Consider the following 15,373-nt stretch of genomic DNA (forward strand, 5'->3'; position numbering starts at 1 on the left):
GAGTAGGTCAAGCAGTTGACGGATACTGCTCAAGCGACGCGCTCAACCAGGAAGGGTTCCTATGCCTCAGCGATCCACCCCCGACTCCGCGACGCCCACGTCGGTAGCGCGCGATCAGTCCGATCTCGCCGATCGCAGAAGCCGAAGTAAGCAACGCCGAAAGGACCGTGTGTACGCCGCAGCGGTCGAGCTGTTCATTGCGGAGGGTTTCGACAACGTCACGATGGACCAGGTCGCGGAGCAGGCTGATGTCGCGCGGCAAACGGTGTTCAACTACTTTCCGCGCAAGACGGCCTTTCTGGACGAGTGGACCCGTCGGCGCCAGATCCGTGCATCGGCCGCCGCCACCGCAAGCAGCAGCTCAGGCTTGACGCTGGAGAACTCGCTCCACAGTTACATGACCGAGATGGCCCGCGTCAGCGAGGACGCGCAAGCCGAGACCCGCGCCCTGCTCCCCCCGGCCCTGCAGCAGACGAACTTCCTCGCGCTCACTCCACTTGCGGCCGAACTCGCCGCGATCATCAAGGAGGCTCGCCCGGATGAGGGCGACCCGGCACACGTCCATGCCGGCCAGATCGGCCTGATCCTGGCTACGTCCTACTTCGCAGTACTGGACCGGTGGATCGACGCATACCCACCGAGGTTCGATCTTGAGCGCCAGCTGAAGATCGTCGTCAACATCATCCTGCAGGGCATTTACGCACCCCAAGCACCGTTCGCCCCGGCCGGCCCCGACGGAGGTTCTGATCCGGGCCTGACGGTGCCTCCGAGCTCGGGTCAGAACGGTTGACATCCACCGATCGTGACGTCGTTCAGTAGCTGCGCGGCAGCCCCAGGCTCCGCTCAGCGACGTAGTTCAAAATCATCTGGTTGTTGACCGGGGCGATGCGCTGAATGCGGGTCTCGGCCCAGAAGCGGCCGATGTGGTATTCGCGTGCATAGGAATAGCCGCCGAAGACCTGCATCGCGTCGTCAGCCGCCTGGAAGGCCGCCTCCGAGGCAAGATACTTTGCCGCGTTGGCGAGCGTGCCGACCGCCGCACCGCCCTTGGCCTCGTACTCCTCGACGGCGCGGTAGACAACCTGTGCCGCGGCGAGGAGGTTGAGGTAACCGCGCGCGAGCGGGTGCTGGACCGACTGATTCATCCCGATCTGCCGGTTGAAGACCACGCGCTCCTCGGCGTAGCGCGTGGCGTTCTCGATCGCCCAACGCCCCATGCCGAGAACCTCTGCCGCGATGTAGAGACGCTCGCTGTTGAGACTGTGCAGCAGATGGTAGAAGCCCTGGCCGATCTCGCCGACCACCTCGGCCTCGGTCACTGGGTGGTCCTGGAACACCACCTCACAGGACGCGACGGCGTTGCGTCCGATCTTGGGGATCGGGCTGATCGCGACGGTGTCGGCATGGAGATCGGTGAGGAAGAGCGTCAGGCCCGTTCCCTTGCGCCCGCCCGGTTCCGGTGTGCCGGTCCGGGCGAGCAGCATGATCTTGTCGCCCCGCAGCGCACCGGTGTTCCACACCTTGGTGCCGTTGATCACCCAGCCGTCACCCTTCCTCGTCGCCTGGGTCGAGATCCTGGTGGTGTCGGTGCCCGCGTCGGGTTCGGTCACGCCGAACGTCACGAAGAGATCACCCGAGGCGATCCTCGGCAACAGCTCGCGGCGCTGGTCCTCGGATCCGAACGTGAGCAGCGACGGCACGCAGAGCTGCGGGACATGAACCGAGCTGGCCGCGTTCAACCCGCCGCCTCCGGCAGCCACCTCCTCGAGGATCGCGACCATGTCGCCGATGGTGCCGCCACCACCGCCGTACTCCTCGGGAATGACGGCGCCCGACAATCCGGCGTCGGCAAACGCGCGCCGGAACTCCTCGGGGAAGACGTGCTCGCGGTCGTGCTCCTCCCAGTACTCCAGATCGAACTTGGAGCAGAGTGCCTGCACGGCATCACGCAGGTCACGCTTGATCTCCAGATGCGGAAAGCGCTCGATCGGCATGGCTGTGTCCACCTTCCTTTCGCGGTTGTTGGTCAAACGGTTCAGCGACCGGTCCACACGGGCTTGCGCTTCTCGGCGAAAGCGCGCGGGCCCTCGGCGGCGTCCTCGCTCGTGTACACCCTGTAGAAGATCTGGTGAGCCGCCTGCAGAGCGGCAGACTGCCCCACCTCGGTGGCCACCTCAACGACCTGCTTCGAGGCCCACACGCTGAGGGGAGCGTTGCCGGCAATGGTCTCCGCCACCGCAACGGCCGCACCCACGAGTTGGCCGGGCGGGACGACCTTGTTCACCAGTCCGATCTCATAGGCACGGTGTGCATCGATGGGTTCGCCCGTGAGTAGGAGTTCCATCATGATCCGCTTCGGCAGCATCGAGATCAGCGGCACCGCCCAGGGCGCTCCCCGGCCGCGCTTGACCTCGCTGATCGCGAACGTGGCCCCCTCCGCGGCGATCACGAGGTCGCAGTCCTGGGCCAGCAGGAAGCCGCCGGCCATCGCGTACCCGTTGACCGCGGCGATCACCGGCTTGGACAGCCGGCCCTTGCTCCCGAGCATGACGAAGGAGTTCTCCGGCGGCACGGCCATGTTGGTGTCCGCCATCTCCTTCAGGTCACCGCCAGCGCAGAACGCCTTGCCATTGCCAGTGAGAACGGCGCAGCGCAGACTCTCGTCCGTGTCGAATCGGTCGAAGGTGTCGCGGAGGGCGGACCGGAGCTCGGTGTTGAGCGCGTTGCGCTGCTGAGGACGGTTCAGGGTGGCGACAAGAACTCGGCCTCGCCGTTCCAGGTGAAGTACGTCGGTGCTCGGATAGCCGTCCAGCATGGGAAGGGCTCCTTTCAACTGCTCAGTCGACCAATTCGAGGATGGTCGCGTTCGACACGCCGCCGCCTTCACACATCGCCTGGAGCCCGTACCTGGCGCCGGTGGCTTCCATCGTGTTGAGCAGCGTGGTCATCAGCCGGCCGCTGCTCGCACCGATCGGATGCCCCAGAGCGATCGCTCCGCCGCGCTGGTTCACCCGCGACAGGTCCGCGCCCAGGTCGGCCGCCCACGCGAGCGGCACCGAGGCGAACGCCTCGCTGATCTCGAACGCCCCGATGTCGTCGATCGACAGACCGGCATTCTTGAGCACCTTCTTGGTGGCCGGGATCAGCGCGGTCAGCCGGAACACCGGATCGTCTCCGGCCACCGCGGTCGAGTGAACTCGGGCGCGGATCGGCAGGCCGAGTTCCTTGGCCTTCTCGCTTGTCGTCAGCAGCAACGCGCAACTGCCGTCGCTGGTCTGGCTGCTCGTGCCGACGGTCAGCAGCCACTCGATCTGTGGGTAGAGGCGCGCCGCCTCCTCATCGAAGAACGGAGACTTCAGGGCCGCCATCGACTCGGGCGTGCCGCCGGGGCGGATGCCCTCGTCCGAACTCAGCTCCGGCATCTTCACGAACTCGTTGTCGAAGGCGCCCTCGATGGTGGCCCTGTGGGCCTTCTCGTGGCTGGACAGGGCGAATTCGTCCAGCTGAGTCCTCGAGAGGCCCCACTTGTCAGCGATCAACTCGGCACCGATGAACTGGTTCGGTATGCCGTCCCGGTAGCGCGCGTCGAACATCGTGCCGTAGACGTCCGTGCCCTCCGGCGTGTCCGAGCCCATAGGCACCCGGCTCATCGACTCGACCCCGCACGCAATGGCGACGTCATAGCCCCCGGCGATGATCGAGTGCGCTGCGAAGTGGACGGCCTGCTGGCTGCTTCCGCATTGCCGGTCGACCGTCGTGCCCGGAACACTCTCGGGGAAGCCGGCCGCGAGCAGCGCGGTGCGACCGATGTTGAGCGCCTGCTCGCCGAGCTGGGTGACGCAGCCTGCGATGACGTCATCGACGATGCCCGGATCGATGCCGGTGCGTTCCAGGAGCGCGGCAAGGGAGCGTGCCAGCAGGTCCGCCGGATGCACGTCGTGAAGGGCTCCCGTGGCACGACCCTTCCCGACCGGCGTTCGTACCGCATCAACAATGACCGCATCACGCATGATCAAACTCCCTCATTTCACCCGTGTAGGCGCATCTAAATTAGACGCAACTCCAAGATTGGACCGCAGTCTAGGTACACCCACACGCCCGGTCAAGACCCTCGACTGGGCCCGTGACGACCGTCCGGGAAGCCCTCGCAAAGTGCTTGACGTCACACTCGGCCATGGCTAGATTGCAGTCCAATCATGGACCCGAATCCATCATCGATGAGCATAAATCGGGCATCCCCGCTCGCCCGGTGGCTGATTGGAGCAGCCGTCCTACCGGCGCAAGGCTGTGAAGGCACCACGAACACAATCCGAGAGGGCTAAAGCCGTGAACCAAATGCCTGAGGTGATCCCTGCGTCACAAGCGAACAGGCGCCGCACCTTCATTGCGACGTCCGCCGGCCACGTCATCGAGTTCTTCGACTTCGCGGCCTACGGGCTCGTCGCAATTTACCTCGGGCATCAATTCTTTCCCGAGAGCAGTCCGTCGATTCAGATGATCAACACGTTCGCGATCTTCGCGTTGACCTTCATCTTCCGGCCCCTGGGAGCGGCGATCTTCGGGCCACTTGCCGACCGAATCGGTCGACTGAATGTTCTCGTGACCGCACTGCTCATGATGGCCGCCTCCACACTCTTGATCGGCCTCCTGCCCACGTACGACTCGATAGGGGTTGCCGCCCCCATCCTGTTGGTCGTCCTTCGCCTGGTTCAAGGGCTGTCCGCCGGCGGTGAGCAAGGCAGTGCAGTTCCGTACATGCTCGAACATTCCGCGCCCGGGCGCAAAGCCTTCGGCTCATCGTGGCTCACCGTCGCAGGTGTCGTCGGGTTTCTGCTCGGGACGTCCGTTGCCGTGATCCTCAGTCAAGCCGTATCGGAGGAGACGATGTACGACTGGGGTTGGCGCGTCCCCTTCCTGGTCGCCGGGCCGCTCGGCTTTCTGGGCATCTACATTCGCCTCAAGCTCGAGGAGTCCCACGAATTCCAGGCGCTGAAGGAATCCGGTCAGACCAGCAAGCGGCCGCTTCGCGATTCCTTCCGTTACCCCAAGCAGATGGCCATCGCGATCGCGCTGGGGTCACTCCACTCCGCGACCTTCTACATAGTGTCGACGTACATGATCACCTACATCGGCGTGACCGTCGGGTTCGGTGGAGACGTCGCACTTCTCAGCGTGCTGATCGCGATGGCCGCCGCGCTCGTCCTGATCCCCACCGTGAGCGCCCTGTCCGACCGCATCGGAAGGCGTCCGGTCATCGTGACCACCACGGTGCTGCTGATTCTCACCGCCCTACCCCTCTTCGCCATGATCCGAACCTCCGCAGCGATGGCCATGGTCGGTATGGCTCTCTTCGGTATTCTGTTGGGATCGATCGTCTCGGTTACGCTCGTGACGGCCAGCGAGAACTTTCCGACGGCCATTCGAGGCGCGGGATTCTCGATTTCCTATGCCGTCGCCGCGGCGGGGGTGGGCGGCACCGCACCGCTCATCTCGGCGTGGCTGGTCGACGCCACCGGAAGCAATCTCGCTCCGGCCGTATTTCTGACTTTGGTTGGCATCTGCGGACTCGTTGCCGGCCTTGCCCTCCAGGACCGCTCCCAACTCGAGGAGGAGTCCTCCGCCCCCTCCCTGACGAGCGTGGTTGAGGGGTAGCAGGCCGCTCCGCGTGTCACGCGGGTGAGTTGACGAAGGCCAAGTACTCACCATGCGGCCAGCCGTGACGACGGTGCCCGGGCCGATGGACGGTGAACAGCAGCCCAGAGCACCTGAAGCTCGGCCAACCCCGAATCGGGTTGGCCGAGCTTCAGGTGTGGCGGGCGGAGCGGCCGATCTCGCCCCTCAGCCAGCCGGAGTGCGCAGGAGCCGCTCCCGGGTGCTCTCGGGCAGCACCCGGCGCAGGACCGGCGCGGTGGAGCTGAGCGCGTTGGCGAAGCACGCGACGAGGTCGTGCGGCACGCCGGCGCCGAAGGACGCGGCCCACAGGCATGGTGAACCCGGCGCCGGCTCGGCCCACGCCTGCCACCCGCCCGGTCCCACCTCATCGGCCCCAGCCGTCAGGGCGCGCGGGTCGGCGTCCTGGATGAGGGGCGGTACCTCGCCGAGGCTGATGTACGAGGTGACGGTCGGGTCCATCGCTCCCGCATGGGGCTGGTCGATGTCGCGGAACCAGCCGTGCGCGGTCACCGCGTCGAGGACCAGCTCGGGGCCACCCAGCGGGACACCGGGCTGATCGCGGGCGTCGAGCGCGACGAGGAAGTCGACGAGGACCTCCCCCGGGACGTCGGGGGTGAAGTAGGCGGACCACTGCGCGAGCGGACTGCTCGTGTCCGCGCGTGCGGAGACCTGCCAGGCGATCGGCAGCTCCCCCAGATGGAACGGCTCGTCCGCCAGCACCCACTGGGCCCAGCGGAGGGTGTCGGGGCTGATGTGCAGGACGGTGCTGCGCAGGACCTGGCGGTCCTCCGGTGCCTCGTCCGGCTCGTGCCGTCCGCGGACGATCGTCAGGCTCGTCCAGCCGAGGCCGGCAAGCGTGTCGGCGACGGCGTCGTAGAGGCGTCCGTCGTCACCGGCCAGGTGCCGGGGGCCGACCCAGTACGCGGACTGGGCACCGTTCGGGGTGGACGGGTCGAGCGGAGACTCGGGATGCAGGGGCGCCTCCAAGGGCGAGATGGGGTGCTACTTGCCGCCGGCACTGCGGCGGGGGCGGCGCGGAGGCGCCTGGACCGGAGGCTGCCAGGCCAGCTCGACGGCGACCTCGGGCGGCAGGTGACCGAGCTGCGTGTCCGCCTCCCGCCCTTCGGCGAGGTAGACGACGGGCCGACCGGTCTCGTCCACGGCCTGGACGACCTGCGCAAGGCGGTGCGCCATCGGGAAGAACGGGTTCATCGCCTGCCGCACCGGGGCGCTCCGGTCGCAGGCGGACAACAGGTCGATGAGATCGCCGACGGTCAACTCCGTGTGAGTCACGGACAGAGTCTCCTTGTGCGAGGGAACGCGGTGAGCGGCGGCCTGTGATGCCGCCAGGATCCGGAGAGCAACCTCCGGTGTCGGCCTTCCGACTCGAGCCTCCGGTGTTACGGGCGCCGGGAGGTCTCCAGCACGCGCGCCACGGCGGCGGCGACGATATCGGCCGGCGTCTCGGTATCGAAGGACAGGTGGTAGCCGCGTACCTTGGCCGTGCCGGTGACGGCGATCTTCCACCCCTCGCCGTCGGTGCCGGGGCGCCCGAGCGGGAACCACCCGAGGTAGAAGCGGCCGTCCTTGCTGCTGACGTGCACGTCCGCCCGGTCGTCCACAATCAGGTTGAAGTCCTCGGCAGAGAACTGGTCCATGACGAGCGTGGGCCTGCCCGGGCCGAGCTGCCACTCGCGCCGCCGCAGGGCTTCGACGGTGGTAGAGAATCCGGGGCTGATGGGAGCCGCGGTCACGGGCATTCACCTCTCTGACCTGGGGGTTTCCTGCAAGGTCGTCTACGTTGACATGCCCCTGCTCGGATTGGCCAGTCTTTTGAGGATCTTTCCTGTCTGCCCCCGGCGAACTGACCGCTCTCATCCAATCGAGGCGTTTACTCAGCGAACCCGGAACGGTTCACAAGGTCCCGCCGACGCTGATGGACCATCAGCGGTGGTTGAGTGTCATGACAACGGCCCCGTCCGGAACTCCCGGATGGGGCCGCCTCACGTCACGTCAGCACTTTTCGTCGTAGTAGTACTGCGCCATAGCATCCGCATCTACCGACGGGTCATCCAACATCGACTCCAGCAGCGCGCCCACCGTCTCCGAACTGGAGTCGGTCATCGTGTCACACAACATCTGCTGGTTCTCCACGTCCAACGTGTCCCACACCTCGTCGTACATGGCCTCGTCGGCGGCGTCGGCCATGATGTCGTCCACGTGACCCTTCAGTACGTCCCCGACGGCCGCCACGTACTCATCTTCCGTCAGCCTCTCGCACTCCGGCTCGTCTGACACATCGCTGGGAGTGCCTGACGCGTACCCCTCCTCCATCAGCGCCTTGCAGTCGTCGATCGTGTACACCGTCTGACTCGGGCTGGGTACGGCCGAAATGGCGCTCGGCTTGGCGTCGGCCTTGATGTCGCTGTCGGAGCAGCCAGCCAGCGCGAGCGTGGCGGCGAGTATGACGGCGGTGCTGGTGCGGTGCATGGTCCCCCCAAGGATCTATGTACGTAATGGGAATCATGCGTGGTGATGTGGGTGGCATGGAGAGAGTGTGCCCGAGTCGTGACATGCGGAGGTCCGCCATCCACGGGAGGAGAGGGCGGGGCCGGTCGTGCCGTGCTCAACGTCCAAGCCGGGACAGCCAGATGGTCACGGTTTCGGGTAGTACACCGAGGTCATTGCCGGCGGGGGTCCCGAAAGAGGGCGTTCCCCAGCTCGCTGCGGGCGTCGTCCAGCGCCTTCAGGACTGCTGCGACCTTCCGCGCCGGCGCCCTGCGGGTAGGCGCTCTCCAGCCGGACATGGATGTTGGTCAGACGACCATGCATGTCGGCCAGGGTGCGGCCGGTCCCTGCGTGCTGGTCTTCGGTGAGCCTTGTTTTCGTCATGCCGCTCATCACCCTCCACCCGGGGCTGCGCTGGACTCGATCCAGAAGCTGCATCCACCGTGCACCGACTGCCCGTTGTCGGCGATCGTGCGACGACCGCAGCACGTCGGAACTCGTGTGAGAAGAGCCGCTGGATCAAGCTGCCGACCTTGCCGCTGGGCAGCGCCTTGGAGTTGTTGGCTCCGGTCCACTCGCCTGGATGACGCCGCACGCGGCCATCAGCGCCTTCAACCATCTGGGGGCAGCTCAGATTTGCTACCTGCACTCATCACAGTGTCAGCAATCACGCTGCTATCAGTCCACCCTCCATTCGGATCGCTCGCGCTCCATGCGGTTGCACGACCGGTGATCAGCATGCCCGTAACCTGCGCGTTTGCCGCTGAGCGACTGAAGAACCCTGGAGTCCTGCCACGCACCCTGTTTCACGGGACCTCCACGACTGGGCTCTGTGCGTATTACAGTTTTCTTCGTGCGACTCGTCATCTTGTGTCGCGCAAGGGGGCAGAGGGGGTGGAACCCTCCGCATGTCCAGGGTGCGCCGTGAGGGGGGCTTTGTGCAGGAAATGATCAAGGGGTCGAACGTGGCCCTGACGGACCTGAGCGACGACGTCGGTTCAGTGATCGTCGGTCTGGGCTGGGCCAGCCCCACCGGCGAGGGCGACGCGGATGTGTCGGTCCTGCTGCTGGACGCGAACGGCAAGGTGCGCAGCGACAACGGGCCTTGTCCCCGAGGGGTGGACACCTGTTCGTGTCGTTATGCGGCGAGTGTCAGGGTAGCCGACTGTTGCTCGTAGGCGATCGGTGCCTGCTGTCCGTTCGCCGAGTGTCGTCGGCGGGTGTTGTAGCGGGTGGTCCAGCGGAAGACGGCCAGGCGGCAGGCCCGGGCCCCGCCGAAGCGGCGGGCGCCGCGGAGCGTCTCGCGTTTGAGGGCCGCGTTGAAGCTCTCGGCGAGCGCGTTGTCCGCGCTCGTGCCGACCGCGCCCATGGACTGCCGCACCCCCAACTCGGCGCATATATCGGCGAATTGGCGGGAGGTGTACTGCGCTCCGTGATCGCTGTGGAAGACGGCTCCGGCCAGGCTGCCGCGGGTCGCGGCAGCTGCCCGGAGCGCGTCGGCGACCAGCGAGGTGCGCATGTGAGCGGCGATCGACCAGCCCACCAGGCGGCGCGAGAAGCAGTCGATCACGGTCGCCAGATACAGGAACTCGCCGTCACCCACCGGCAGGTAGGTGATGTCGCCGACGTACTTGGTGTTCGCCGCCGTGGCGGTGAAGTCGCGCCCAAGCAGGTCCGGCACGGGCGTGGCGGACGGCTCGGGCACGGTGGTGACCTGGCGCCTGCGCAGCCGCAGCCCGGCGATGCCGTACTTGCGCATGACCCGTCCGACGCGCTTGTGGTTCACGCGCTCACCGTCGTCGCGCAGCTCGGCGGTGATCCGGGGCCGGCCGTAGGTGCCGTCCCACTCGGCGTGCACGGCCCTGATCCGCTCGGCGAGCGCGGCGTCCGCCCGCTCGCGGGCGGCGCGGGCCTCCCGGCCGGCCCGCCATTTGTAGAAGCTGGAGCGGGCGACCTCCAGCACGTGACACAACCGCTTCACGCCCCAGGCGCGGTGGTGGTCCTCGATGAACTTGAAGCGGTTCACCAGTTCATCTCGGTGGCGAAAAACTTCGTCGCCTTGCGCAGAATGTCCCGTTCGGTGGCCAGGGTCGCGTTCTGCTTGCGCAGGTCCTTGTTCTCCGCGCGCAGGGCCGCTATCTCGGCCTCCAGCTCTTCCTTCGTGGCCTCGCTCACCGGGACGTCCTTCGTGCTCTTGATCATGGCGCCGCTCTTGCCGCGGCGGGCCCGCTCGGCCCGCACCCAGTTGCGCAGCGTCTCCCGGCTGATCCCCAGGTCCTTGCCGATGCCCTCGAGGGTGTGGCTCGGATCCGACAGGTACAGCGCGACAGCGTCCGCCTTGAACTCGGGCGAATAGACCTTCATCACCATAAGAGATCCCTCCTCCCCGGCCCCTGCCGGGGCCGGGCTCAGAGGTGTCCACCGCTCGGGGACAGGTCCCGTCCATCCACGCGGGCAGTTGGTCGCCCCGCAGCTCGCGCATCATGGCGGCGAAGTCGCGGACGTGGTGGGTGACGGCATCGAGCTCGGGGCAGCCGGTCCGTATCTCCTTGAGATCGGCGGCCTCATCGGCGGTCAGGTTGCCGGGGTCGGTCATGATCCAGCGGACGATACGGCGGGGCCGTGGAGCCGGGCGGGGCACGGGTGGCGCGGCGGTGGCGGCCTTGAACGGGCGGAGGTAGCGCCGTACGGTCTGGATGCTTCCGGCGAAGCCCAGGGCGACGATCTCCTGGTGGAGCCGGGCACTGCTGCGGCAGCCCTCGTTCCACCGCCGGTGGAGGTGGGGTTTGTAGGCGTCCAGGATGGTGGAGCGGTTCGTCGCTTTGACCAGCAGCTCGTCGAGGCTGGTGGCGCGGGCGAAGCGGCGCACGGTGGACCTGTCCAGCTGCAGCGTCCGGCAGATCTCCTCCAGCGTGCTGCCATCGTCCAGAAGCTGTCGCACGGCGCTGTAGCGTTCCCTGGTCCGGGTCACCAGGCGGCGTTCCCGTCCGCAGACGTCGAGCATCCCGGCAGCCGGTGCCGGTGGCGTCAGCCAGAGGTCGTCGCTGGTCGGCGGGCCGGCCGGTACGGTGTTCTCGAACGCGGCCCGGACGCAGGCGTGTGGGCGGCGACAGTCTTTTCGATGGCCTCGCCGAGGTTGTGCCACAGATGCCAGGCGTCGGCGACCTGGACGGCCTGCGGGGCGCCGCTGCGGGCACCCTCCGCGTAGGCCCCGGCCCGGTCCCGGCAAATGATCTCCACTTCCGGGTGGCCCTTCAGCCAGGCGGCCAGCGGTTCGGCATCCCGGCCGGGCAGCACGTCCACCGGGCGCCGTCTCTCCAGGTCCACCAGGATCGTGGCGTACGAGTCGCCCTTGCGCAGCGCGAAATCGTCGACTCTGAGCACACGGATCTGTCCGACGGGTTCTTCCGGCGCGGCGCGGACCAGACGTAACAGGGTGTCCTTGGCGACGCGCAGGCCCAGCACCCCGGCCGGCCGGGCTCCCGCCCGGCCGGCCAGCGCGAGAGCGATCGAGGTCAACTGTTCACGCACCAGCGGCGTGTAGCGGGCATGCGGGCTCGTCAGCCCCGCGATCTGCTCGGCGAACGTCACCGCCCGGCACGCCGGGTTCGGGCACTTGAACCGCCGCACCAGCAGCTCGATCACCACACCGGCGCCACCGACCGCGACATCCGCCAGCCGTCGCATGTACCGGCCGTGCACCCGGCCCGACGCACTACCGCAATGCGGGCAATCCGCACCCGCCGAGCGGGCCCGCGCATGCATCGTGACCACCCCGGCCGCAGCCCGCTCGACCAGCTCCACCGCGACACCAGCCAGATGAGGGAACAACACCTCGAAATTCCGCGAAGAACACGCGAGTCATGATCACAGCTCGGGTCCGTCAGGCGGGTCCCGGGATGATTCGTCCGGAAGATCCGCGAGCTCGCAGCCGGGCGTGGGCCTGCTGTATAACCGGCCCGACCGCGGTGTGTGTATCCATGCCGCGGCGCTATGGATCGGATCACGGCCTCGCTCCAAGAGGCGGCACATCCGCGTAACACTGTGCGTTGAAGTCTGCTGGCCCTGCCGGAAAAGCACGCTCAGAGGTGGGAATTAGGTGACGGAGCAGTTGGGGCTCGTGCGCGTGGTGTGGGCGAGTCGGACGTTGGCTGCGGCCATGGCGACAATGGGGGTGCTCGACGGCCTACTCCTGGCGGTAGTCAAGGGCGGAGTGAGTGTCCCTGAGCACCCGGTCGCGGTCGCGGGATCGTTCGCATGCGTTGGCGCGATGGTGGTCTTCGCCGGGGCCCGGGTGGGCCGGCGCGCCGAGCTGCGGGGCTATGAAACTGCCGTGCCGCTCACCGAGCCGGGTGCCGTGCTGCTGGGCGAGTCCGCGGCCAAGCGCCCGGTGGTCCGCCGCACCGGGCTGTTCGCGGCGTTCCTTGCCGTGGTGGGGCTGGCCATGAGTTTTGTGCTCGAGGAGCCGCGTCCGCTGATACCGGTCTTCCTCTTCGGGTTGCTGGCCGGGATATTCCTGCTGCGATCTGCTCGCACCTCCCGCTGGGAACGCCGCCACGGTGTGGTGCTATGGCAGCGCAACGTTCCCCTGCAACCAGATCCGGTGACGGGACGCCGCCCGCGGGGGATGCCGCCGCTGTTTACAACGGCCCGCGAAGTGGCTGGAGTCCGCGCGTGATTTGGGCACCGCGACTGCTGGACGGGCTACCCGCGGGCCGTCAGTACACATACGTTGCCCAGTGACACGCTGCACTCCCATCTGCAGCTTCCTGCTCTTGGCGATCAAGAAGCTACGAGGAGTGCGGCGTTCGTCGTCTCATGACACGAGCCGACCCACACATCTGGGCGAAGAGCCTCGAAAGGCAACGATTCGGCCGAGCCAACCTTGACTTCCTCCGCAAGCGCGTACTCCTCAGGCCCTGACCCGACAGCGTCACAAGATCAGCGCCAGAGCCCAGCTCGCCCTGGCGCAGCACGCGTGCCAGCCGCGGGGGATCACCGATGCCGTCCATGTCCTGGGGGAGGGAGGAGTGTGAGGTGCGGATGATCCCGTAGACGTAGGTGCTCACCGCTCTGTCTCCCTCCGGCGCGCGGCGGGCCGGCCGCTGACGTTCCTTGCCCTCGTCGCGGGACTGCTGGAAGGCATCGGAGATCGTCTCTGCGGCGCCGGACAGGGCTCCCTTGGTCTTGCCGCGGGCGCCGGACTCAGTGACTTTCCCCGTGAGCTCGGTAAGCCCGGCCGGCTTGCGCGGCCCCGCCTCCAGATCGAGGCGGTTGCACGCCTCGGCGAAGCGCAGGTAGGTGTCGACGCTGGCGACCACGATCCGTATGTCGATCTTGAGTATCTCGATCCCGACGAGGGAGACCCGTATGAACGCGTCGATCACCAGCCCTCGGTCGAGAATGAGTTCCAGCACGTCGTAGAGGCCACTGGAACCGCCCCCGCCGCCCTGCTGTGTCGCCACGGTCATCACGACCAGCCCCTTGCCGTCTGTCTCTGCGTGGTCCCGTCGGCGCTGTCCCTCGCTGCGTCGCAGGCTTGCGGGTGCGAGTAGCCCCACCACCTGCGATCAAACGCATGTACGAGTCCTTGCCGTCGTGGCCCTGCGGCGGACGCCGACGCCTACCGGTGCGGTTGCGTGCCCTTCATGCGCACCGTCCGCATCCAACTGCTCCAGGACGGCATCCCGCGCGCCGCATCCGCTACGAATTCCTCGCCCCCGGCCTGTGGCCCGAGCGGAAGGCTGATCCCCGACGTCAGGCGGGCGTGACTCGAACGGACGCAGCGTCGTGCCGGCTGCCGACAGGACGCGGTCACAGGCATTGACCGGCAAGGACGACGCCCTGACCCCGCTATGACGGCGGCGTGTCGGACCCGCCGCCATCGGAGCCTTACAGGCCGTGCCACCAGCGGCTGGAAACGCCATTCCACGGGGCGCAGGCTGGGCCGATGGTGTGATGCCGTGGGTACTGCCGTCGTTGTGGGCGGTGATCGCACGTTGTGCTGGATGGTCGTCGGTTCGGCGTGGCCATCGCCGTGGCGGGCGCGGGCGAAATGGTGTTCAGGGCGGCGCGGTGGCCGGTAGAGGTGAGTATGAGCGGTGGGGAGAGAGCGGTCTGGACTCCGGCGGCGGGATACGACGGCTGCCGGGTGCTGCGTGACCAGCTGGCTGAGGCGATTGATGCCATCTACTGGCAGGCGGTGTTGGTGGGGTTGGCCCAAGCCCTTACTCCGGTGGGCGAGAGGCCCGATGGAACGTGGGAAGCGGCAGCCTGAACGCGGCCAATGTGACGCCGCTGGCAGATGCGAGGACCCTGACCGGATGCCAATCTGGGCAGGGGACCAACAGCAATGCCGGAGGTGCGGTCATGGGGGCAGAAGGCATGAGGCAGCGGGCCAAGGACATGGCTGACAAGCTGCGGCACATGGGCCAGGGCGGGCAGAGCAGCAAGGCGCGCCACAAGACCCGGGGGCGCAACAAACTCCTCGAGGAGCCGATGAAGAAGCTGCAGGAGCGGCGACACCGGCATCGGTGACCAGTAGTCAGCCGCGACTACTCGAACGTATTGGTCATGCGCGCGCTCAGGCGTTCCCTGCGCGAGCGTGCGTCGTGCGCCCTGCACGGCTGCGCGCTGGCCTCGTGGACAACGAAGGGCCGTCGCGAGGCTGGCAAACGCGCTTGGTCTCGGCGCCTTCGTCGCGCACTTGCCCAGGGCCGTCGAGGGTCAGGGTATGGCTGTCTCCTCCCGAGCACGGCCCTGCAGCAACCCGTACCGTCCGGCACACACGGCTCTCTCCTTGCCACCGCACCACGTCCCGCCGCCAAGCCCCGGGGCAAGACCATTCCGCCGCCGTAGGGCTGGTACCGCTCAGCTACCGGCAGGGGCAACGACGGCGGACCGAAGGTGGGAGCAGTTCCCTCCCACGGACGCCCTGGGGATGCGCATCCGGCGCAGCAGATCGCGAGTGAGGCGTTTCTCGAGCGTGGTGTGCCAGGTGACACCGGGATGCTGGGAGCGCAGATGCGACAGCGCCCTGGTGCCCAGCCCGCAGTCGCGGAACGGTTCGTCGAGGACGACATCGGTGACCACGCCCTCGGCGCACTCGTCGCACGTTCGATAGGTCACCCGGCCGACCACCTTGCGAATGTGTACCAGCAGCAGACACTCCTCACCCGCATCCTCCGGACAG

The 15,373-nt window shown here is 67.3% G+C and carries 14 protein-coding genes and 2 pseudogenes; 5 read left to right on the forward strand and 11 right to left on the reverse strand.

The genetic code is table 11. The features are described from left to right. The first annotated feature begins 169 nt into the window (after nt 1-169). On the forward strand, nt 170-790 hold the full coding sequence (locus WJ438_RS04100) for a TetR/AcrR family transcriptional regulator (protein WP_406723991.1): 621 nt from the start codon (nt 170-172) through the stop codon (nt 788-790). Between the two features lie 22 nt (nt 791-812). Here the strand turns inward: WJ438_RS04100 and WJ438_RS04105 are convergent, their stop codons facing one another. The 3 genes from WJ438_RS04105 to WJ438_RS04115 are packed head-to-tail and all read right to left on the reverse strand — an operon-like array spanning nt 813 to nt 4,010. Further along, nucleotides 813-1,994, reverse strand: a complete 1,182-nt coding sequence (locus WJ438_RS04105) for an acyl-CoA dehydrogenase family protein (protein ID WP_406723992.1) — start codon at nt 1,992-1,994, stop codon at nt 813-815. Nucleotides 1,995-2,035: 41 nt separating this feature from the next. Next, entirely contained in the window at nt 2,036-2,815 is a 780-nt protein-coding gene (locus tag WJ438_RS04110; RefSeq protein ID WP_406723993.1) for an enoyl-CoA hydratase-related protein, read from the reverse strand. Between the two features lie 22 nt (nt 2,816-2,837). Continuing rightward, on the reverse strand, nt 2,838-4,010 hold the full coding sequence (locus WJ438_RS04115; RefSeq protein ID WP_406723994.1) for an acetyl-CoA C-acyltransferase: 1,173 nt from the start codon (nt 4,008-4,010) through the stop codon (nt 2,838-2,840). Between the two features lie 325 nt (nt 4,011-4,335). Here WJ438_RS04115 and WJ438_RS04120 point away from each other — a divergent pair, with 325 nt between their 5' ends. Then, on the forward strand, nt 4,336-5,652 hold the full coding sequence (locus WJ438_RS04120) for an MFS transporter (protein ID WP_406723995.1): 1,317 nt from the start codon (nt 4,336-4,338) through the stop codon (nt 5,650-5,652). A gap of 186 nt (nt 5,653-5,838) precedes the next feature. Here the strand turns inward: WJ438_RS04120 and WJ438_RS04125 are convergent, their stop codons facing one another. From WJ438_RS04125 to WJ438_RS04140, 4 genes are all read right to left on the reverse strand, one after another. Next, complete coding sequence (locus WJ438_RS04125) at nt 5,839-6,660, reverse strand: DUF317 domain-containing protein (RefSeq protein WP_406723996.1); 822 nt, start codon at nt 6,658-6,660, stop codon at nt 5,839-5,841. Nucleotides 6,661-6,675: 15 nt separating this feature from the next. Beyond that, the gene (locus WJ438_RS04130; protein WP_406723997.1) at nt 6,676-6,966 is read right to left on the reverse strand and encodes a hypothetical protein; all 291 of its coding nucleotides are present in this window, start codon (nt 6,964-6,966) and stop codon (nt 6,676-6,678) included. A 107-nt stretch (nt 6,967-7,073) separates the two neighbouring features. Continuing rightward, nucleotides 7,074-7,427 carry a DUF317 domain-containing protein gene (locus tag WJ438_RS04135; protein ID WP_406723998.1) on the reverse strand — a complete coding sequence of 118 codons (354 nt, stop codon included), beginning with the start codon at nt 7,425-7,427 and terminating at the stop codon, nt 7,074-7,076. Between the two features lie 259 nt (nt 7,428-7,686). Further along, on the reverse strand, nt 7,687-8,163 hold the full coding sequence (locus WJ438_RS04140; protein WP_406723999.1) for a hypothetical protein: 477 nt from the start codon (nt 8,161-8,163) through the stop codon (nt 7,687-7,689). Nucleotides 8,164-9,128: 965 nt separating this feature from the next. Between WJ438_RS04140 and WJ438_RS04145 the strand changes: the two are divergent. Further along, nucleotides 9,129-9,278 (forward strand): annotated as a pseudogene (locus WJ438_RS04145) (TerD family protein); the annotation flags it as partial. Between the two features lie 41 nt (nt 9,279-9,319). On the opposite strand, the gene WJ438_RS04150 reads toward WJ438_RS04145, so the two are convergent. Beyond that, nucleotides 9,320-10,551 (reverse strand): IS3 family transposase gene (locus WJ438_RS04150; protein ID WP_406724000.1). Its coding sequence is split into 2 segments (ribosomal slippage): nt 9,320-10,230 and nt 10,230-10,551, totalling 1,233 coding nucleotides; the frame shifts between segments, so codons are not numbered across the junction. Between the two features lie 657 nt (nt 10,552-11,208). Further along, complete coding sequence (locus WJ438_RS04155) at nt 11,209-11,946, reverse strand: ISL3 family transposase (RefSeq protein ID WP_406729584.1); 738 nt, start codon at nt 11,944-11,946, stop codon at nt 11,209-11,211. Nucleotides 11,947-12,280: 334 nt separating this feature from the next. On the opposite strand from WJ438_RS04155, the gene WJ438_RS04160 reads away from it, so the two are divergent. Further along, entirely contained in the window at nt 12,281-12,859 is a 579-nt protein-coding gene (locus tag WJ438_RS04160; protein WP_406724001.1) for a hypothetical protein, read from the forward strand. A gap of 385 nt (nt 12,860-13,244) precedes the next feature. On the opposite strand, the pseudogene WJ438_RS04165 reads toward WJ438_RS04160, so the two are convergent. Further along, nucleotides 13,245-13,652: pseudogene (locus WJ438_RS04165) on the reverse strand (gas vesicle structural protein GvpA); the annotation flags it as partial. An 898-nt stretch (nt 13,653-14,550) separates the two neighbouring features. Here WJ438_RS04165 and WJ438_RS04170 point away from each other — a divergent pair. Then, nucleotides 14,551-14,718: a hypothetical protein gene (locus WJ438_RS04170; RefSeq protein ID WP_406724002.1), complete on the forward strand. Its 168-nt coding sequence runs from the start codon at nt 14,551-14,553 to the stop codon at nt 14,716-14,718. A gap of 333 nt (nt 14,719-15,051) precedes the next feature. Here WJ438_RS04170 and WJ438_RS04175 read toward each other — a convergent pair whose 3' ends face one another. Beyond that, nucleotides 15,052-15,309: an N-acetyltransferase gene (locus WJ438_RS04175; RefSeq protein ID WP_406724003.1), complete on the reverse strand. Its 258-nt coding sequence runs from the start codon at nt 15,307-15,309 to the stop codon at nt 15,052-15,054. Nucleotides 15,310-15,373 lie beyond the last annotated feature (64 nt).

This window comes from Streptomyces sp. GD-15H (assembly GCF_045291515.1).
Classification (GTDB): domain Bacteria; phylum Actinomycetota; class Actinomycetes; order Streptomycetales; family Streptomycetaceae; genus Streptomyces.

Coding starts and splice junctions, on each gene's coding strand:
- WJ438_RS04170 (WP_406724002.1), top strand. CDS start 14,551: ATGGGGGCAGAAGGCATGAGGCAGCGGGCCAAGGACATGGCTGACAAG.
- WJ438_RS04155 (WP_406729584.1), bottom strand. CDS start 11,946: ATGCATGCGCGGGCCCGCTCGGCGGGTGCGGATTGCCCGCATTGCGGT.
- WJ438_RS04120 (WP_406723995.1), top strand. CDS start 4,336: ATGCCTGAGGTGATCCCTGCGTCACAAGCGAACAGGCGCCGCACCTTC.
- WJ438_RS04105 (WP_406723992.1), bottom strand. CDS start 1,994: ATGCCGATCGAGCGCTTTCCGCATCTGGAGATCAAGCGTGACCTGCGT.
- WJ438_RS04140 (WP_406723999.1), bottom strand. CDS start 8,163: ATGCACCGCACCAGCACCGCCGTCATACTCGCCGCCACGCTCGCGCTG.
- WJ438_RS04115 (WP_406723994.1), bottom strand. CDS start 4,010: ATGCGTGATGCGGTCATTGTTGATGCGGTACGAACGCCGGTCGGGAAG.
- WJ438_RS04110 (WP_406723993.1), bottom strand. CDS start 2,815: ATGCTGGACGGCTATCCGAGCACCGACGTACTTCACCTGGAACGGCGA.